This window comes from Candidatus Borrelia undatumii (assembly GCF_020882015.2).
Lineage (GTDB): Bacteria > Spirochaetota > Spirochaetia > Borreliales > Borreliaceae > Borrelia.
This window is the reverse complement of record NZ_CP086555.2, coordinates 880825-901548: the sequence shown is the minus strand read 5'-3', so window position 1 is coordinate 901548 and position 20724 is coordinate 880825. Positions and strand designations below refer to the sequence as shown.

Sequence of the window (20724 nt, the reverse complement as noted above, 5' to 3'; positions counted from 1 at the left end):
ATTTTAGCCCCTAGTCAGCTCTTTTATTTTATCCCTTAAAAAGATGGCATCTTCAAACCTCTCCTCACTAACTGCCTCTTCAAGCTTAAATTTAAGTTTACTGATAAGATTCTTTTTGGACAATTTTTCATCCGAAACAATTTTTTTAATATCATCATTAACCGTTTTGATTTTTAACTCTTTCTCCAAAATATTTTGCACTTTTTTAACAACAGTCCTTGGAACGATATTATTCCTTCTATTGTACTCAACTTGGATCTTTCGTCTTCTATTGGTTTCATCAATAGCCTCTTGCATTGAAAAGCTTACCTGATTATGGTACATGATAACACATCCATTAGAGTTTCTAGCGGCTCTCCCTATTATCTGAATTAGAGAAGTAGAAGATCTTAAAAATCCCACTTTATCAGCATCCAGTATAGCAACAAGAGATACTTCCGGAATATCTAACCCCTCCCTTAATAAATTAATTCCCACAATAACATCAATCTCCGATTTCCTAAGCGAAGTAATAACACCTACTCTCTCAATAGCATTAAGCTCCGCATGTAAATACCTGGCCTTAACATCAAGACTTAACAAATAATCAGTTAAATCCTCTGACATTTTTTTAGTCAAAGTCGTGACTAAAACTTTTTCATTCAAAGCAACTCTTTTTTGTATTTCATTGTAAAGATCCTCTATTTGTCCATCCGAATTCTTAAGAATAATTTTTGGATCCACAAGTCCTGTAGGGCGAATTATCTGCTCAACAACAACGCTACTCTTTTCACGTTCTTCAGATCCGGGAGTAGCTGAAATGAAAACAACTTGATTAATAAGAGACTCAAACTCAGGGTATCTAAGTGGTCTATTCTCAAGTGCTGATGGCAACCTAAATCCAAAATTCACAAGATTCAATTTCCTTGCATAATCTCCATTATACATTCCTCTAATCTGTGGCAGGGTAACATGTGACTCGTCAACAAAAAGCAAATAATCTTTGGGAAAAAAATCAAAAAGACAATAGGGTCTATCTGTTTCACTCCCACTAAAATATTTAGAATAATTTTCTATACCTTGACACGTTCCAGTTTCCCTTAACATTTCAATATCATATTCCACCCTTTGCCTAAGCCTCTCAGCTTCAACAAGCTTGCCGTTTTCTTTAAAATAATGATATTGAATCTTCAAATCAGCATATATTTCAGGAAGAACGTCTAATATACTCTGATAGGGGATAACAAAATAAGACTTGGCAAAAAGAGTAAACTCATCTACAGTTCCTAAAACCTTCTTTGTAAGAGGACTAATTCTGTTGATCTTGACAACCTCGTCAAAGTCCAAATAAATTCTATAAGCAAAGTTATCGCGCTCATTGCTGGGCCATACCTCAACAATATCTCCTTTAATAGAAAATTTATCATGCTCAAGATTCATAAGAGTCCTTGAATACTGCAATCTTACAAAAATGTCGGCCATCTCCTTAATAGAAATCTTTTGTCCTACAAAAAAAGCATGAGCTGAACTTTTAAAAAATTCTGGAGAACCAAGGGCATAGATTGAAGCTACTGTAGCAACGACAATAACATCTCTTCTTCTAGAAAGAGATGTTACCGCTCTTATCTTCTTTATCTCAATCTCTTCATTAATAGTAGCTTCCTTTTCTATGTACAAATCTCTCGAAGCAATATAAGATTCAGGCTGATAATAGTCGTAATAAGAAACAAAATACTCAACTGCATTCTCTGAAAAAAAATCCTTAAATTCTCTATAAAGCTGTGCTGCCAAGGTTTTATTATGACTAATTACCAAAGAAGGTCTATTTAAGTCCCTAATAATATTGGCTATTGTAAAAGTTTTACCACTCCCTGTCACTCCCTTTAAAGTCTGATACTTATTATTAGATAAAATGGACTCTTTAATTTCTTTAATAGCCCTTGGCTGATCACCAGCAGGAGAATAATCAGACTTTAAAAAAAATTTCATTAAAACCTCAAAAAAAACTAACAGATTATTTTACATTTAAACTGTAAAATACTTATGTATAATTTTATATGAAATTCTCTGATATAAAAGAAAGGAAATGGTATGGAAAAAAATAAACTCTTAAGAAAGGTAGAGGAGTACATCTTTCTTGAGAGCAACGAATATTTTAGAGATGAAGCAGTTAAGTTGCTCAATGAAAACAATGAAAGCGAATTACTCAATAGATTTTATAAAGACCTAGAATTTGGCACCGCTGGCATGAGAGGAGTTGTTGGAGCCGGTACTTGTTATATGAATACCTACAATATCAGAAAGGCAAGCCAAGGAATTGCTAACTATATTCTTAAAATAACTGCAAGCCCCAAAGTTGCAATAAGCTATGATTCAAGATATTTTTCAAGAGAGTTTGCATACGAAACTGCTGAAGCTTTTGCATCAAACGGTTTTAAAGTCTATATATATAAACAGCAAAGATCAACACCTCAACTGTCCTATACAGTTAGAGAATTAGGATGTGATGCTGGAATAATGATAACGGCAAGTCATAATTCAAAAGAGTACAATGGATATAAAGTTTATTGGAAAGGGGGTGCTCAGATAATACCTCCTCATGACTCATCTATAATATCCGAAATTCAAAAGATATCAACTATTGAGCCTCTGATTACAAGGGAAGAGTGGACAAACAAGCAATTAATAAAAGAACTTGAAAATGAGATTGATGCTCTGTACATAGAAAAAATAAATGAAGAATTTCCTGACTTCAATGAAAAAAGCAAGAAAACGAAATTAAGAATAGCATACACTCCTTTGCACGGAGTAGGAGGAACAATAATAGAAGAATTATTTAAAGGTAGCAAAGTAGAACTATTGTCTGAACCAAGCCAAACAATCACTGATCCGGAATTTCCTACAGTAAAATATCCCAACCCCGAAGAACAAGCTGCTATGTCCAAAGTGATAGAATTCGCAAAGGCAGAGAAATGCGATGTTGCATTTGCAACCGATCCAGATGCCGATAGAATCGGCATTGCCTTTAAAGAAGGCTCAGAATGGAAAATTTTAGACGGTAATCAAATCGCATGCATTCTAATGAATTACTTATTGTCTAAAGAAAGTAACCCTCAATACACATTTACAATAGCATCTTTTGTTACAACTCCAATGCTGGATAAAATAGTGCAAAAATACAATTCAACATTATTTAGAACATATACAGGATTTAAATGGATAGGGAACTTGGTCAACGAAATGACAATCAAAGAACCAAACAAAAAATTTATTTTTGGCTGTGAAGAAAGTCATGGATATCTAATCGGAAATGGAGCCAGAGACAAAGACGCCTTTTCAGCCATCAAGGGATTTTGTGATCTAATGCTTACCCTCAAAGAAAAGAAAATCACAATAGAAGGTTATCTTCAGGAAATGTACGAAGAATTTGGATATTATGAAGAGGTTACAATCACTAAAACACTTAAAGGAGCGGAAGGAGCTTGTTTGAGAGAGAAATTGATGGCAAGGCTTAGAAATGAAGAACAAAAAATATTTGCAGGCATTAAGGTGATTAAAAAACTAGATTATAAAACACTGAAAGAGAAAGATACTAAAGGAAATATCAATGAAATTTCAGATTACAAACATCCCACAAATGCAATAAGGTTCTTATTAGAAAATGAAATAGCAATAACTGTTAGGCCTTCTGGGACAGAACCAAAAATTAAATTTTACATATCTATACACTCAAGATACAAACAAAAAGGCAATATTTCTGGTATAATTAGCAGCATAAATATGGAGATAGAAGAGTATTAACATAGCAGAGAACCTAGTAAATTTAGTTGAAGTATCCGCTAAAGAAGTTGCTAGAAAAAACAACAATAGGGAAGTTTCGATTTGGCATCTGTTAATGTCTATACTCATTCGTCCTAAAAGATCTGAACTAGAGAACATAGACGCTAAGACCCTGAAAAATATTAAACAAGATGCGTTATATGAAATAGAAAAGCTGGAAAAAATTCTGGCAAATCCCAATGAGATTATAATTCCGAAAATAAGTAAGGAGGTTTTCGTCCTTATTGAAAAAGGGAAAAAGGAATTTAAACCCAAAACTTCAATGGGAATAAAGGAGATTTTTTATTTAATACTGAAGACAAAAAAACTACTAAAAAAGTATAAACTCAATAGATTGAGTTTCGGCTTTCATGAAGAGAGTATAATAACAAACACAGATAAAATAAGATTGATTGAAACATATAAAGAGTTTGAAGACGAAATAAGACTTGAGAGTGACCACTTTGAAATTGGAAAATATGTTAAAAATTTGACAACGCTTGCAAAGGAAAATAAGCTTGAACCATTAATTGGTCGTGAGAAAGAAATTCAGGCGCTAATCAACATACTTGAAAGGCGGAATAAAAATAGCACAATCTTGCTAGGAGAACCTGGTGTTGGAAAGACGGCAATAGTTGAAGGGCTTGCAATCAAAATTGCAAATAAGGAAATAAAAAGTAAACTACAAAACAAGACGATACTAAAGGTTGATACCTCTGACTTGGTGTCGGGGACAAAATATAGAGGAGAATTCGAAGAGAGACTAAATAATATAATCAAATCCATTAAAAACAATAAAGATACAATAGTGTTTATTGACGAAATACATACGCTAATGGGAGCTGGAAATTCCGAAGGCGCTCTTGACGCATCAAATATTTTGAAGCCTGCCCTATCTCGCTCCGAAATACAAATTATAGGAGCTACGACCCATGATGAATATAGGAGACACATCTCCAAAGACAAAGCATTTGTACGCAGATTTCAAACAATATCAATAAAAGAACCCAATGAAGAAGAAACTCTGAATATTCTAAATAACGTAATAAAAAATTTTGAAGACTACCACGGTGTCACTTACAGGAAAGAAGCCATCCAGAATGTCGTCACATTATCGTCAAAATATATAATTAACAAAAGATTCCCTGACAAAGCAATCGATCTGATTGATATTGCTGGTGCTCGTAAAAAGCAAGAGACAATATCTGGGATAATCAATTCTGAAGACATTAAAAATGTAACCGATGAACTGTTAGACATTAAAACAAAGTCTAACATTAGAGAAGAAATTGATAAGCTTAAAGAGGCAGAAATATTAGTCAAAGAAAAAATAATTGGACAAGAATGTGCTATAAGTGAAATGTTTAAAGAAATAGTTAAAACAAAGCTTGAAATTAACGAAAGTGGTAAACCTTTAACGTCAATGTTGCTTATAGGTTCAAGCGGATGCGGGAAGACAATGTTGGCAAACGAAGTATCTTCCATTATTATGGAAGATAAAAATTCGATATTAAGGGCAGACATGTCAGAATATAGAGAAGAAAATTCTATTTCAAAATTGATAGGAACAAACCCTGGATATGTAGGATACACTGATGGGGGTCTGATAACAAATAGATTAAAACACAACCCCAGATCCTTCATCATCTTTGAAAATATCGAAAATGCTCATAATTCAGTTCTCAATATAATCGAACAGATAATTGAGAATGGTGAGCTTGTTGACAGCCAAGAGAACAAAATATCTTTCAGAAATGCTATCATAGTTCTTATTACATCTATTGGCTCTAAAATACTCCTTGGGAAGGGGAGCATTGGGTTTAGTAGGGCAGATGGTAGTATAAATATCAAAAGCGAGATCGGCCATGAACTTAAAAAAAGATTTAAGTCGACGTTATTAGATAAAATACAAAAAAAAGTGATATTTAAGGCCTTGCAAGAAGAAGATGTAAAAATAATCTGCGATAACTACTGTAGGGAACTTGTTGCGAAGTTTTGTTCCAAAAATATTACAGTAGAAATTGATGAAGCTCTTAAGGATCATATAGTTAAAAGTTTTTATGATAAGATCTCTGGGGTAAGAAGTATCTTAAATGCAATAAAAGAAGAGATAGAAGAAAGGATTATCAGCAAAATCTTTAATAACCCCACTATTAATCTAATAAGGCTATATCTAGAGAAGGGCAATATAAAAATAAAATAAAATAAAAGGGAACTTTATGTTTAAAAATGTAGATAGCAAAGTGAATTTTCCTAGTATAGAAGAGAAGATATTAAAGTTTTGGAATGATAATAAAATTTTTGAGAAATCTGTTCAGCAGAGAGAAGGCTGCGAAGAATTCACATTTTATGATGGCCCTCCTTTCGCAACAGGGCTTCCCCACTTCGGTCATTTTGTTCCAAATACAATCAAGGACATAATTCCAAGATATAAAACAATGAAAGGAAAATATGTTAAGAGAAATTTTGGATGGGATACTCACGGCTTACCTGTAGAGTATGAAGTGGAGAAATCTTTAGGAATCTCTGGAAGACATGAAATAGAACAATATGGAATCGAAAGATTTAACGCAGAATGCAGAAATACGGTTCTTAAATATACAAAGGAGTGGGAAAAGACTATTTTAAGATTAGGTAGATGGGTGGACTTTGAAAGAAATTATAAAACAATGGACACAAGCTTCATGGAATCTGTGTGGTGGGTGTTTAAGGCTCTTTATGATAAAGGACTGATTTATGAGAGCTACTATGTATTGCCATACTCTCCAAAACTCGCAACCCCTCTATCAAACTTCGAGGTAAATCTTGGTGAATACAAAGATGTTAATGACCCGTCACTCACTATTAAGTTTAAAATAAAAGATAGGAATGAATACTTACTTGCATGGACAACGACCCCTTGGACACTGCCCACGAACCTTGGAATTTCCGTTGGTAGTAACATAGAATATTCTAAAATATTTGATAAAGAAAGAGGCGAGACTCTAATAATTGGAACAGAAAGATTGAATCACTATTACAAGCGTGAAGAAGCATATACAGTACTGGAACGCTTTAGAGGAGAACATATTGTTGGCATTGAATATGAGCCAGTATTTGACTATTTTTTAAAACAACGCAACAAAGGCGCTTTCAGAATTCACACAGCAGAATATGTTACAACTGATGACGGGACAGGGATAGTGCATATTGCACCCTTTGGAGAAGAAGATTATCAAGTGCTTAAACGCAACACAAAAGTTGATATAGTAACTCCCATAGACGCTGAATGCAGATTTACAAATGAGGTAAAAGATTTTGAAGGCTTGTTTGTCAAAGACGCAGACAAAAAAATAATAGATAAACTAAAATCAATGAATCTAATCTTTAAAAGAGAAAATTTTGTACACAGATATCCATTTTGTTATAGAACAAACTCACCTTTAATTTATAGACCTATAAATTCATGGTTTGTAAATATTGAAGCAATAAAGGAAAAACTCATGGAGTCAAATGAAAAGATCAACTGGATGCCTGCTCATTTAAAAAAGGGAAGATTTGGCAAATGGCTGAAAAATGCGAGAGACTGGGCAATAAGCAGGAATAGATTCTGGGGAAACCCGATACCAGTTTGGGTTTGTTCAAAGACAGGAAACAAGATATGTATAGGCTCTAAAGAAGAACTTGAAAGGTATTCAGGGCAGAAGGTAAGTGACCTACACAAGGACAAAATTGATAAAATAACTTGGCCCAGCGAACACGGTGGGACTTATGTTAGGACAAGTGAAATTCTAGACTGTTGGTTTGAATCTGGTGCAATGCCTTATGCAAGTAATCACTACCCATTCACAAGTGCGGGCAAAGATAATTTAAGTAAAATTTTCCCTGCGGACTTTGTTGCAGAAGGGCTAGATCAAACAAGAGGATGGTTTTATACATTAACTATATTAGGAACTGCCCTTTTTGAAAACACAGCATTTAAAAATGTAATAGTCAATGGCCTTGTGCTATCTGGCGATGGGAAAAAGATGTCAAAATCTCTCAGAAATTACACAGATCCAATGGAAGTGATAAATACATTTGGAGCCGATGCTTTAAGACTTTACCTAATAATGAGTCCCGTAGTAAGAGCAGACGATTTAAAATACAGTGATGATGGGGTTAAAGATGTGCTTAAGAACATTATCATACCTATTTGGAATGCTTACTCATTTTTTACAACTTATGCTACAATCGACAGGTTCGAGGTTAATGGTAACATCAATTTATTTAAGACTAATACCCTTGATCAATGGATAATTAGCGAAATTGAAAGTTTAAAGAAAACGCTAAATGAAGAAATAGATAAGTATAATTTAACAAAAGCAATAGAAGAACTTCTTGAGTTTATTGACCAATTAAATAATTGGTACATAAGACGATCAAGGAGAAGATTTTGGAAATCTGAGAATGATACTGATAAACGGGATGCTTATGAAACTCTATACTATGCACTGAAAAGCTTGATTCTAATGCTTGCACCATTTATTCCTTTCTTAACAGAAAACATTTATCAAAATTTAAAGGAAAAAGACGAAAAAGAATCCATTCACCTAAACGAATACCCAAGAGAAATTAAAGAACTTATAAAACAAGATCTTGAAGACAAAATGCACTTCACAAGGAAAGTTGTGTCAATTGCAAGAGCACTTAGAGCCTCGCATGGCATCAAAATACGAAGACCTATCAGTACGATCTATGTTGTAACTAGGGATCGAAAAGAGAAAGAAATACTAAAAGAAATGCAAGAAATAATACTTGAGGAAATAAATGCAAGAGAAATAAAAATAAAATCAAACGAAGAAGAACTTGTTACTTATAAAGCGAAAGCCAATTTTAAAGAACTTGGAAGCAAGCTTGCAAAAGACATGAAATCTATGTCATTAGAAATAATGAAGCTAGATAATAAGGATATATTACAAATAATAAACGGCAATACGCACACAATTAAAATAGAGGAAAATACGTATGATATCACGATAAAAGACATAATACTGGAGAGAAAAGAAAAGGACAATCTGAGAGTAATAAATGAAGATTCTATCACAATTGCGTTAGACGCACTGATAACAGAAGAGTTATATCTGGAGGGCTTATCAAGAGAACTTGTAAGAAAAGTTCAGAATTTAAGAAAAGAAAATAAATTCAATGTTAGTGACCGAATAATATTGTACACAGGACGCAATGAAAAATTAGCCAAAATAGTAGATAAATTTGAAGACTATATTAAAGCTGAGACACTTGCTTTAGAAATAGAGACAAACGAAGAAAAAGCAACAACGAAGGTAGATCTTGATGATGGCATAGAAATAATGATAGGCATTAAAAAATGCATAAATTAATTACTCAGATCTTCATAATCTTTTTTTTTCTAGGATGTTCAACATTAACTTATTACTCACCCAGAAACAAGGTATCCTCAATCATGTTGCTGGATCCATCCTCAGATGTTTACGCATACGTAAACCTATCCAAGAACAGATTTATATATGACGACCTAGACTTTAAATACAAAATCGGAGTTAATTCCGTCGGAAATCTATACTTCAGTTACACTAAAGATCCGGAAAGCTTTTCATCAGTAATAACAGGAAATTTTCCCAAAAATATCTTCTGGGGAATGCAAAATAATTCAAACTTTAAATCTAAAGGTAACATACTGACGAATCCAAAATGGCAGGTTAAAAACTCAAACGTGTATATAACCCCCACTAAAGACAAAACCGGAATTCTAATAAATCAAAGAGAAATAACACACAAAAACGAAAATATATTGACAACACAAATTGATACGCTTGAAAAGAATGAGATGTTCCTCTGGATAAGGGATGTTGCTTTATTATTGCCAAATAACATAAGCAAAAAAAATCTAATTCCATTCAATAGCGCAACTCTTGTTGTAAATAGCACAAATGCCGTTGATTATCATTTAAAAGCTTATTTAACAACTAATAATCCAACAATATCGTCTATTCTATCAAAAAAATTAATACCGATACTTCTAGAGAACACAACAAAAATAATAATCTCAAGTCCCATAAAATCTAGAGTACAAGACAGAAGCACCGTAGAACTTGAATTTAGCGTTGAAAAAACAAGTGTTAAAGAATTTGTATCAACCCTATTGTATCAAGAAAGCAAGAAGAACAACTGCTAGTGGAGTCGTTCCAACTTCCATATATCTTGAACATAATCCTCAATAGTCCTATCGGATGAAAATATGGAGCTCCTAGCTATGTTAACTAAAGATGAAGAGAACCAAGAATCTGAGTCTCTATATTTAGACTCAACTAATCTCTGAGCGCATACATAACTTCTGAAATCTTTTAATACAAAGTATCTATCTGGAGAACCCCCATAAGACTCATACAGCAAACTATCGTGTATCTCCTTATAAACCTCATAATGCCCCTTAAAAAATTTCCCATCAACCATACTGCTAATAATTTCAAAAAGCTCAGGATCACCCTCTAAAATAGAACTGGGCACGTAAGAATGATTTTTATCATATGCTATAACTTCATCTTTTCTTAAACCAAACATAAACATATGCTCATCCCCTACCTGCTCATAAATCTCGACATTAGCCCCATCCATAGTTCCTATAGTCAAAGCTCCATTCATCATAAACTTCATATTGCTTGTCCCTGAAGCTTCTTTTCCTGCCAAAGAAATCTGTTCAGAAACATCAGACGTTGCAATAATTTTTTCCGCCCAAGAAACATTATAATTTGGGATAAAAATAACCTTAATTTTGTCATTAACATCAGGATCATTATTGACCTTATTTGATATATCATTGATGAATTTAATAATATTTTTGGCCATCCTATAGCCTGGTGCAGCCTTTGCTCCAAAAATAAAGGTTCTAGGATAAACACAAAAATTTTTATCTTTTTTTAACTTATTATAAAGATACAATATATGCAAAGCATTTAAAACTTGTCTCTTATACTCATGCAGTCTTTTTATTTGAACATCAAAAATTGAACCTGGGTCTATTTTAACTCCCAATTCACGATAAATAAGATTGGAAAAATCCACCTTATTTTCATGTCTTATATTTCTAAGGGAAGAAATTACATCCTTGTTGTCCTTAAAAACTAAAAATTTTTCAATATCGTCAAAATTTTTAATCCAAGAATCACCTATTCTAGAACTTATAAACCTTGAAAGTCTAGGATTTGAAAGTAATAGCCATCTTCTCTGCGTTACACCATTAGTTTTATTATTAAATTTTTCAGGATAAAGGTCATACCAGTGTTTAAGTTCGTTCTTTGTCAATATTTCTGTGTGTAATTTGGCAACTCCATTAACAGAAAAACATGAATGAATTGCAAGCCATGCCATATTAATTACGCCATTATTTATTATTAAATAATCATCATAAACAAAATTAAAGCCCTTTTTGTTCTCAGCTTCTATTTCTTCAAAAAATCTTTTATTTATTTCTTGAATTATCTGATAAATTCGAGGCAAAAGTTCTGAAAACATACGCAAAGGCCACTTCTCAAGCGCCTCTGCCAAAATTGTATGATTAGTATAGGCGAAGCACTGCCTTGTAATCTTCCATGCCAATTTCCAATCAAATTTTTCCCTGTCAATCAAAATTCTCATTAATTCAGGAATTGCAACAACAGGATGAGTATCATTAAGCTGAAAAACTACATACTCCGGCAGCCTCTTAAGATCACTGCTGTAGTGCTGCTTAAAATCATGTATTACATCCTGAATTGAAGCACTACAAAAAAAGTATTGTTGACGAAGCCTTAAAAATTTACCTGTAAGGTCTTCATCATTTGGATAAAGTATTTTGGTAATATTTGATACTTCCATTTCCTTTTTAGATGCATCAAAATACTGCATATTGTTAAACAAGTTCAAGTCAAATCCATCCTTAGCATAAGCCTCCCATAATCTTAAAGTATTTATAGTCTTTGAATCATACCCAACTATAGGCGCGTCATAAGCTATAGCATTTACAATGTACGGATTTTTGTGCGTAAAAATCTCATTTCCAGCAGAGTCACGCTCAATTTCAATATGGCCTCCAAAACTAATATCATAAACTCTACTTATATTTTTAATAACCCAAGGATACTCATACTCGCTCCACTTGTCAGGTTCCTCAACCTGATATCCATCAACAAAACTCTGTTTAAAAATTCCATACCTATACTTTATTCCATACCCCAAAGCAGGATAATCAAGTGTTGATAGAGATTCTAAAAAACATGCTGCAAGTCTCCCAAGACCACCATTCCCCAAGCCCGCATCAATTTCTATATTCTCAAGGTCGTTAAAATCAATACCAAGCTCCCTTGCCAATGACTCTACCACATCAAAATAGCCCATGTTAATTAAAGTATTACTTAAAAATCTACCTACCAAAAACTCAGCAGAAAGGTAACACACCTTTTTTTTTCGTTTTTTATCAAAATCCAACTTAGTGTCAGCCCACTTTTCTAAAAAGTAATCAATCACCGTTTTTGAAAAACAATTATAACGTTCGATGCCAGATAAATTTTTAACACTTTCAACCTGATAATAACACTTCAAATTTTTATTAAAATTTACCTTAAAATCTTCCTTATCAATATGCATAAGCAACCTAACCTCCACCTTAAAATTACAAATTTAAATTACCAACAATGAGTCTCCCGTGATAAGCTCTAGCCCCTAAAATAGAATCAAGTCCATCAATATTTTGATCAGTTACCCCTCCTGAGACAATAATCTCTAGCCTATCTCCTGCAATCAATATCAAGTCTTTCAATAAGTCAAGAGCATCCTCCGCCCTCAAAGCCCCACCTGAAGTTAATATTCTATGAACACCAATATCCATGAGTTTTAATACGGAAGCCTTAATATTACAAGTAATATCAATTGCCTTATGAAAGGTTACCCTTAAAGGTTCAGACAAACTTAATAGCTCCCTAGTTCTAGCCATATCAATCTCATCGCCATCTAAAATTCCAAAAACAACACCCTCTACCCCAAGCGCCTTGCAAACCTTAATATCTTCTTTCATAACTTGAAATTCCAAATCAGAATACACAAAATTCCCACACCTTGGTCTAATCATTACCGCAATAGGAATATTCAAATTCTCCTTTAAAATCTTTATGGTACCATAAGAAGGTGTAGTCCCCCCGCAAGTTGTATTTTCACAAAGCTCAATTCTGTTAGCACCAAGTTTGGAAGAATTTATAGCCTCCGATACATTGAAAACGCACGCCTCCCTTGTCATGCTAAACGCCCAAACTGCATAGCAACTTATTTTCAACAAAATAATGGTATAACGCTCCAATTTTGCCAGAATCATTATTAAATCTAGTTGTTTCAATTTTCACAAGATTCCTAATATCATTACCATAGATATTAGCCAATTCCAAAGACCATAAGTTTTCCAATTTTTTATATATGTTATTTAATAAATCGGGTCTTGCGCTCACTCCTCCTCCGATTAAAATTTTCTCAGGGTTTAAAATGAAAGTTAAATTAAAAATTCCGAACGATAGAGTTTCAAAAAAATTTTCAACCTCGTTCCTAGCATGAATATTGCCATTACCAGCCAATTCAAAAATATATTCCCCAGAAACTTCATTCAAATCCATTTCTAAACGCGCAGCTACTCTTTTCCTTAAGGCCGAAACAGAGGCTATAGACTCCCACCTACAGTTAAAAGGAATATTATTGTCAAGACCCCTAGTAATCATAAATCCGATCTCACCAGACATAAAGGAATGTCCTCTTAACAGTTTTCCATTGACAAATATTCCAGCACCAATGCCTGTTCCAAGTGTCAGAGCAATAAAATCATTAGAATGAATAGCATTACCTCTGAATTTTTCAGCTAAAGCCACACAATTAGCATCATTTTCAATCTCAACATTAACACCTGTTAAAGCTTCAAGCTTTTCTTTTAAAGGATAATTAATGAATCCCCTAATGGCATTTACTCTAATCACAATTCCCCTAGGATCAACAAATCCAGGCATGCAAACCGCCACACCTTTAACATTTTTCTCTTTTTTATAAAAATTAATCACATTAACTAAAATATCAACCTGTTCATCAGGAGTAACACCCGAACCAATTTCATGCTTGTCAAGTAAATTGCCGCTACTATCCGCTAAAGAATACTTAGTACTAGTACCTCCAACATCAATTGCCACGTAGTATTCCATATAAACTCCATATTTTTAAAAACTTAAAATAAGTATATAATAAAATTTTAGGAACTTTCTATAACAATACTAGAAATTTTTAAAATTTTACTTACAATTATTCTCGCCTTAATTTCTTCCTTCAAATAAGCAACATGAGAGATTATACCTATCTGACGCCCATCAATACGTTGAAATTCGGAAATTTTTGAAATAACCATTTTTAGAGTATCCTCATCAAGACTCCCAAACCCCTCATCAAGAAAAAATGCCTCTATTTTAAGTTCACTATCTCTTATCATGTCTGAGAGCGCTAAAGAAAGTGATAACGACACAAGAAATTTCTCACCCCCAGAAAGGGTCTTTACATTACGAGTCATGTTTCCATCTCTTTTGCTTTTGACCAAAAAGTCAAAATCTCTACTCTCCGTATTAATCTGAAGCTCAAATTCAGGAAGAATAACGCTTAAATATCTTTTATTGGATATACCTAGAATTTCTTCAATCAAAAAACTCTGAACATAATATTTTAAACTAGGAGAAACGGTAATAACCTTCTTTAAAATTTCAAGCTTTTCATTCCGTTCGTTTACACTGCTTAATTCTCTTTGAATATTCTCTAAATTAGTCTTTTGTTCAATGAGCTCATCTTTTAAAACCTGCAAACTTGAAAAAGCTGACTCATACTTACTAATATCTTTGGATAAAAGTTCAATTTTAGCTATAAAATTGGGTTTCAGATCTAAAAAATAGTCCAGGCTATCTCTGCTGGGTTTTAAAGAATCAAAAGAAAATATATCTCCTTGGACATCAAAATTATCCTCCATTGATCCCTTAAGATCTGAAAAATTAGTATCAAATTTTGTTAATTCATCTTCAAGTTCCCTACTCAAGTTTGCCTTTCTTTGATCCATAAGCTCAATTTGACTTTCAAGTTTCAGCTTTGAGTTGTTTATATCACTCAAAACTGAATCCAATTTTAAATACTCATTCTCTAATTTCTTCTTATTCCTTAAAAAGTTTTCAAATTCTTCCTGCAATAAAACAGGATTTTCTAGGCTTAAATTTAACTTGTTATTGGATGACAAGATTCTTACCTTATCTAAATTTTCCTTAAGTTCTAAATCTTTTAAAGCAATTTTAGAATTCAAATCACTTGAAGCTGTTTTTAAAATCTCAACCTTCCTAAGCTTGTTCTCAAAAATCAAAATCTTATTTTTATCAGAATAATCTATGTACCTGCCAAATAAATCGTTACCAATTCTTTTTAAAATCTCTGCGTTCTTCTTATTAAATTCTAAAATTTGATTTTCCCACCTGATTTTATTTTCCCTTTCCTCTGATATGCATGTCTTAACCGTATCCAATTTATCCTGTAGAACCTGAATCTTTGTATTCAATTCTAAAAGACAATCTAAACTGTTAGTTTTTAAATGCTTCTTTCTTTGATGTGCCCTGTACTCATCTTCCAAAGACTTAAGCCCTTCTATATCTTTTTCAATAGATTCTTTATTATCACCTAAATCCTTTAAGAACTTCTTGTAAAGATCTATTTTCACATTGAGCCCAGCATTCTGCAGCATATCTTTTGACTTTAATAGTAGATCTAATTCACTTCCATATTTTAATATCAACTCCTCATTAAAGCACCTAAATAAATTTAACGCCTTATAATAAACATACTTATCAAGATCAAATGACTCATCGCCCAAAGTAACACTTTTAAGCTCCACACTTTTCCTATCCCGCTCCGTTGATAACTCTTTTATACCTTTCTCCATTTGTCTTTTTTCTACATTCAATTTCTCATAAGCATTTCCGTCAAAACCTATCTCAGAAAAAAGAACATTTTCATAATACAATTCCTTTATATAATCAAAATTAAGCCTGTCTAGATTTAAATATTCTAATTCTCCTAAATCCGTTTGTACAATTGAAAGCTCTGATGAAAATCTACTCTTATCGCTAAGAAGCTCGCTTTGTTTTTTGACACAATCTCCCAAATAAAAAAATTCACAGGAATTGTAAAATTTAAGTCTCTCTTCTACCTTAGCTCTATCGTTTTCATGCAAATAATACTCATAGTCTAGTCTCTTTTTACTCTGAATTTTAGAAAACACTTCCGATTCTAAATTATCTATCCCGTTCTTTATATCCAAATACTTTTGATTTATCGTTATTGTCTTGTCGCACATAAGTATTAGTTTATGAACCTTTTTAAGACTCATCCTTAATCTTTCGATATCAACCGAATTTAAAAAATTAGTTAATTCGTCTAATTTTTTGCTATTAATGTCTATTCTATTTTTTTCTTCTGTCTCTAAAATTTTCAATTTATTTCTATTCAAATTTGTAAATTCAAATTCTCTCTTTAAAAAGATTTCTATATCGTCATACTTTTTTAAATTAAAAATATTATCAATTATCGCTGTCTTACTCTTTGGTTTCGAGGTTAAAAATTCCTGAAAGTTACCTTGAGGCAATATAACTGTTTGACAAAACTGCTCAAAATTTAATCTACAAAGACTATTTATATAAGCTAAAGCATCTTCCCTATTCTCAATATAACCATCAGCCTTAAGATCCTTTAGTATCATATTTGAAGGAGTCTTCTTTTGCTTTGTACTGAGCTCAACAAATGATTCATAAACCTTATCAGAAACAGTGAAAGTAAGCCTAACATATGCATTATCAAACCCTTTAGAAATTGCATCTGAGATGTTCCCACCAAGCCTATACACCCGTGCGTAAAGTGCAAGAGTTATGCAGTCAAGAATGGTACTCTTCCCAGATCCCGTATTCCCAGAGATCAAAAAAATGCCAGAATTTTTTAAAACAGGAACATCAAAATCTATCTCATATTCCCCCTTATAAGAAGCGATATTTTTAAATACAAGCTTATTTATCCTCATATTCCCCTGCTCTTCCCTTAAGTAATACCTCTTCGAAAAGAGCAACGAGTTCTTCTTCTTTAAATCTGATCTCCCTCCTAAAACCATTAATAGTATCTCTTTTTAATTTTTCTTGGAAAAAGTACTTTTCATCCCTACTTAATACCTCATCTTTGCTAACTATCTTACCTTGCTCGTAAAAGTTTTGATCTAGACTCGGAAGATGGTAGTCAATGTCAAATATTTTAATCAAATCCGATCTTGCCAAACCATAGATCTGTTCTTCCAATTCAACGTCTACTCTCTCATTAAGCTCAATTTTTAAGTAACAAATACATGAAAGCTTTTTTTTAATACTATACAAATCATTCATAATCTCTTTAAAAGAACCCTTTAAAGAACGTAACTCACCAAACACAGGAAGCAGATCCTTTTTTTGCAATACTAATTTGCCATCATTAAAAAGCAAAACATTAATATATTTTTTAATACCCTCATCAAATGAATACTGAATCGGCGATCCTGAGTAAACAACATTGCTCTTCAACTTTTTAAAATCATGTACATGACCAAGTGCAACATAGGAGAAACTATCTCCAAAAACACTAACAGGAAGAATAAAACTGCTTCCAATAATATTAACACTTCTGCCACTACAAAAAAAAGAATGCGCAATCAAAATCTTGGGAACAAAGCGGTACTGATCATCAACAGAATTCACAATGTTTGCTATTTTATATCGATAAGCATTCTCAAGTTTTTCAAGAAATATATCATCATTAAGCTCTCCATCTCCATATTTTTGATTTAAAATAAGCCTTTCATTAACATAAGGAACACAAACAACGACAAACTCAACAACGTCACGGTTTTTTAAAAACACTACCTGATCAGTAGATTCCTCCTCCGTGACCAGAAAAAAATTAAACCTTGAGAATATCTTTTTATTAATACTTAAATAGTCCTTCTTATCATGGTTTCCAGAAATAACTACGCACCATTTACAGGAAGTAAAAGATAATTCGTAAAAAAAATCATTTATTAACTTTTGTTCTTCAAGCCCCGGTCTCCTTGAATCGTAAATATCACCTGCAACAAGCAAAAGATCAATCTTCTCATTTCTAATAAATTCCAACAAAAAACCCAAAAACCTTCGTTGCTCCTCAATTCTGGAAAAATGCCCAATCTTCTTCCCAATATGCCAATCAGAAGTATGCAACGCCCTATAGCTACCCATAAATATCAAACTATTTTTACTCAAAATTATAAAATATGCACATTGTATTATACTATGAAAATATAAGGGATTTATGCAAGAAGAAAAATTGATAATAGTAGAGTCGCCTACAAAGGCAATAACAATAAGGAAATACCTTGATAGCTCATTTATAGTAGAAGCGTGTATGGGACACATAAGAGATTTACCAAATAGTGCTAAAGAAATACCCGAAAAGTATAAAAAGTTCGAATGGGCTACACTATCCATAGATTATGAACATGATTTTAAGCCTCTTTACATCATTCCAAACAATAAAAAAGTAGTAATTGAGAAGCTTAAAAATCTCATAAAAGGAAAAGGTGAGATTTATCTTGCCACCGACCAAGATAGAGAAGGAGAAACAATTGCATTTCATCTGAAAGAAGTTTTAAAAATCAAAAATTATAAAAGAATGGTATTTCATGAAATTACAAAGAGTGCGATAATTGATTCACTTCAAAATACAAGAAAAATTGATATGGATCTTGTTAACGCTGGAGAAACAAGAAGAATATTGGACAGACTTTATGGATATACAATATCTCCTTTACTCTGGAAAAAAATTGCTTATGGACTCTCTGCAGGTAGAGTGCAGTCTGTTGGTCTTAAACTAATCATAGAAAAGGAAACGACGAGAATCAATTTCAAGAAGGCCGATTATTACTCAATTTCACTTGAATGTAGACATAGCAAAAATGATATACAGATTAAAACTTTAATAGACAAAATTGAAAATAAGAAAGTAGCTGAAAGCAAGGATTTTGTAAATGATACAGGATTCTTGCAGGATCCTGTTAGAACAACTTTAATAGACAAAGCGTTAATGAGTAAACTTGTAGGAGAGCTAAAGCAGGCAAAAGAAATAGAAGTAATTTCAATTGAAAAAAAAGAGTTAAGACAAGTCCCTCCTAGACCATTCATCACGTCTTCACTCCAGCAAGAGGTAAATAGGCGTCTTAAAATAAGCACGAAACAAATTATGAGTTACGCCCAAAAGCTGTATGAGAATGGATACATAACATATATGAGAACTGATTCCTTTAATATTGCAAAAAGTGCAAGGGAAAAAATAAAAAACATCATAAAAGAAAAATATGGGGAAAAATACGTAGAGATGAATGATAGAATGTACTCTAAAGCAAAAATGGCTCAAGATGCACATGAGGCTATAAGGCCTTCTGAACTATTCACTCCCCCTCAAAACATAAAAGCAGAGAGCGAAACTGCTAGAGAGATATACAAAATAATATGGGACAGAACCATTGAATCGATGATGCCAGATGCCGTAAAGGAAGTTATTAAAATAACATTTCAGTACAAAAATCTAACTTTTAAATCAAGTTTTACAAAAATAATTTTTGACGGCTTTCTTAAAAACAGCAGAGAGCATTACGAAAACAGCACTATAGATTTTTCTCTAATTGATAAAGGGGACAAGTTTGTGATACTAGATATAAAATCAGAAGAACATGAAACAAAGCCCCCATTCAGGTACACAGAAGCATCACTTGTGCAAAAACTTGAAAAAGAAGGGATAGGGCGCCCTTCAACATATTCCACTATCATTTCAACTCTTCTTGAAAGAGAATATGTATTTAGACAAAACAACACACTAATACCAACTATAAAAGGAGCCGCGGTTGTCAATCTTTTGGAGAAATATTTTCCATTGTTAATCGAATTAAAGTTCACATCCCGAATGGAAGAAAACCTAGATAAAATCGCAGTGGGTCAACTAGACAAAGTAAGATATTTAAGTCAGTTCTATAATGGGGAGAGGGGGCTTAAGAATACAATAGATAAAATAGAACCTATCATTAGCGCCGGAGAATTTAGAACAGTTTATGAATATAAAAATGACAAAGAATTCAATTATGCAATAAACATCGGAAAATTTGGCCCTTACTTAATTTCTAAGGGAAATAATTATTCCATCAATATCACAACTCCTCTGGAAAGTCTTTATAAGGAAGAAGAAATCAGAAGAATAATAGAGGAGAAAGAAACCCAGCCCAACATTCTGGGAGTTGATTCTGAAACAGGACTTAATGTAATATACAAAAATTCAAAATATGGAGGTCTTATCCAACTTGGAGAAGACGTTTATGCTCCACAAGAATTCACAAAGACTGGAAAGCCCAAAAAGCCTAAAATAATTAAAGCTAAGAAGGTATCAACCAAAAACATAGAATATGAAAACATAAATTTAACTCTAGCACTTAAGCTACTCTCACTTCCAAAAGTGATCGGTGAGTATCCAAAAACCAGTGAAAAAATAATTGCTGCAACTGGCATTTTTGGGGATTATATTAAGACTGAGAACAACAGCATAATATGCCCACTAAAAAAAAACACAAGAGCATATGAGATAACGCTAGAGGAATCCATAAAACTTTTGGACGCAAAATTAGAAAAGAGCGGACTTATTGTGAAAGCAATATCCTTATCAAAAAATAAAGTTGGCAGCAAAATCTACATTTACAAAAAAAACGATAAATTCTATGCTAAAATTAAGGGAAGGAAGGTTGATTTACCCGCTGATGTTGATCTTGGGCAAGTGGACGCACCTTATGTTTTTGGACTAATGTAG

11 protein-coding genes are annotated in these 20724 nt (G+C 32.9%); 5 read left to right on the top strand and 6 right to left on the bottom strand.

The features are described from left to right. Window positions 1-3: 3 nt before the first annotated feature. Entirely contained in the window at window positions 4-1968 is a 1965-nt protein-coding gene (gene uvrB / locus LKV13_RS04285) for an excinuclease ABC subunit UvrB (protein ID WP_229089634.1), read from the bottom strand. Between the two features lie 102 nt (window positions 1969-2070). On the opposite strand from uvrB, the gene LKV13_RS04280 reads away from it, so the two are divergent. The 4 genes from LKV13_RS04280 (at window position 2071) to LKV13_RS04265 (ending at window position 9973) form a co-directional block, all read left to right on the top strand. Continuing rightward, a complete protein-coding gene (locus LKV13_RS04280; protein ID WP_229089633.1) occupies window positions 2071-3780 on the top strand; it encodes a phospho-sugar mutase in 1710 nt (569 codons plus the stop codon). A gap of 94 nt (window positions 3781-3874) precedes the next feature. Continuing rightward, window positions 3875-6001 (top strand): AAA family ATPase, encoded by a 2127-nt coding sequence (locus LKV13_RS04275; RefSeq protein ID WP_229089632.1) that lies wholly within the window; start codon window positions 3875-3877, stop codon window positions 5999-6001. A gap of 16 nt (window positions 6002-6017) precedes the next feature. Then, the gene (ileS, locus tag LKV13_RS04270; RefSeq protein WP_229089631.1) at window positions 6018-9158 is read left to right on the top strand and encodes an isoleucine--tRNA ligase; all 3141 of its coding nucleotides are present in this window, start codon (window positions 6018-6020) and stop codon (window positions 9156-9158) included. Then, entirely contained in the window at window positions 9146-9973 is an 828-nt protein-coding gene (locus LKV13_RS04265) for a hypothetical protein (protein ID WP_229089630.1), read from the top strand. The genes ileS and LKV13_RS04265 overlap by 13 nt, the downstream gene beginning before the upstream one ends. On the opposite strand, the gene LKV13_RS04260 is transcribed toward LKV13_RS04265, so the two are convergent. Genes LKV13_RS04260 through sbcD form a run of 5 tightly spaced genes read right to left on the bottom strand, consistent with a single transcriptional unit; the run spans window position 9970 to window position 18113 of the window. Continuing rightward, window positions 9970-12420 carry a glycogen/starch/alpha-glucan phosphorylase gene (locus LKV13_RS04260; RefSeq protein ID WP_229089629.1) on the bottom strand — a complete coding sequence of 817 codons (2451 nt, stop codon included), beginning with the start codon at window positions 12418-12420 and terminating at the stop codon, window positions 9970-9972. The genes LKV13_RS04265 and LKV13_RS04260 overlap by 4 nt on opposite strands. 25 nt (window positions 12421-12445) lie before the next feature. After that, window positions 12446-13066 carry a copper homeostasis protein CutC gene (locus LKV13_RS04255; RefSeq protein ID WP_229089628.1) on the bottom strand — a complete coding sequence of 207 codons (621 nt, stop codon included), beginning with the start codon at window positions 13064-13066 and terminating at the stop codon, window positions 12446-12448. 1 nt (window position 13067) lies between these two features. Next, window positions 13068-14006 (bottom strand): ROK family protein, encoded by a 939-nt coding sequence (locus LKV13_RS04250; protein WP_229089627.1) that lies wholly within the window; start codon window positions 14004-14006, stop codon window positions 13068-13070. A gap of 47 nt (window positions 14007-14053) precedes the next feature. Further along, window positions 14054-16984 carry an AAA family ATPase gene (locus LKV13_RS04245; protein WP_229089626.1) on the bottom strand — a complete coding sequence of 977 codons (2931 nt, stop codon included), beginning with the start codon at window positions 16982-16984 and terminating at the stop codon, window positions 14054-14056. Further along, window positions 16884-18113, bottom strand: coding sequence for an exonuclease subunit SbcD (gene sbcD / locus LKV13_RS04240; RefSeq protein ID WP_229089625.1), 1230 nt, complete (start codon window positions 18111-18113; stop codon window positions 16884-16886). The genes LKV13_RS04245 and sbcD overlap by 101 nt, the downstream gene beginning before the upstream one ends. A gap of 73 nt (window positions 18114-18186) precedes the next feature. Here sbcD and topA point away from each other — a divergent pair, with 73 nt between their 5' ends. Further along, entirely contained in the window at window positions 18187-20724 is a 2538-nt protein-coding gene (gene topA / locus LKV13_RS04235) for a type I DNA topoisomerase (protein WP_229089624.1), read from the top strand.

What these genes read in the sequence shown, in the direction of transcription:
- LKV13_RS04260 (WP_229089629.1), bottom strand. Translation starts at nt 12,420, where the DNA reads ATGCATATTGATAAGGAAGATTTTAAGGTAAATTTTAATAAAAATTTG.
- sbcD (WP_229089625.1), bottom strand. Translation starts at nt 18,113, where the DNA reads ATGGGTAGCTATAGGGCGTTGCATACTTCTGATTGGCATATTGGGAAG.
- topA (WP_229089624.1), top strand. Translation starts at nt 18,187, where the DNA reads ATGCAAGAAGAAAAATTGATAATAGTAGAGTCGCCTACAAAGGCAATA.
- uvrB (WP_229089634.1), bottom strand. Translation starts at nt 1,968, where the DNA reads ATGAAATTTTTTTTAAAGTCTGATTATTCTCCTGCTGGTGATCAGCCA.
- LKV13_RS04280 (WP_229089633.1), top strand. Translation starts at nt 2,071, where the DNA reads ATGGAAAAAAATAAACTCTTAAGAAAGGTAGAGGAGTACATCTTTCTT.
- LKV13_RS04275 (WP_229089632.1), top strand. Translation starts at nt 3,875, where the DNA reads ATGTCTATACTCATTCGTCCTAAAAGATCTGAACTAGAGAACATAGAC.
- LKV13_RS04250 (WP_229089627.1), bottom strand. Translation starts at nt 14,006, where the DNA reads ATGGAATACTACGTGGCAATTGATGTTGGAGGTACTAGTACTAAGTAT.
- ileS (WP_229089631.1), top strand. Translation starts at nt 6,018, where the DNA reads ATGTTTAAAAATGTAGATAGCAAAGTGAATTTTCCTAGTATAGAAGAG.
- LKV13_RS04255 (WP_229089628.1), bottom strand. Translation starts at nt 13,066, where the DNA reads ATGACAAGGGAGGCGTGCGTTTTCAATGTATCGGAGGCTATAAATTCT.
- LKV13_RS04265 (WP_229089630.1), top strand. Translation starts at nt 9,146, where the DNA reads ATGCATAAATTAATTACTCAGATCTTCATAATCTTTTTTTTTCTAGGA.
- LKV13_RS04245 (WP_229089626.1), bottom strand. Translation starts at nt 16,984, where the DNA reads ATGGTTTTAGGAGGGAGATCAGATTTAAAGAAGAAGAACTCGTTGCTC.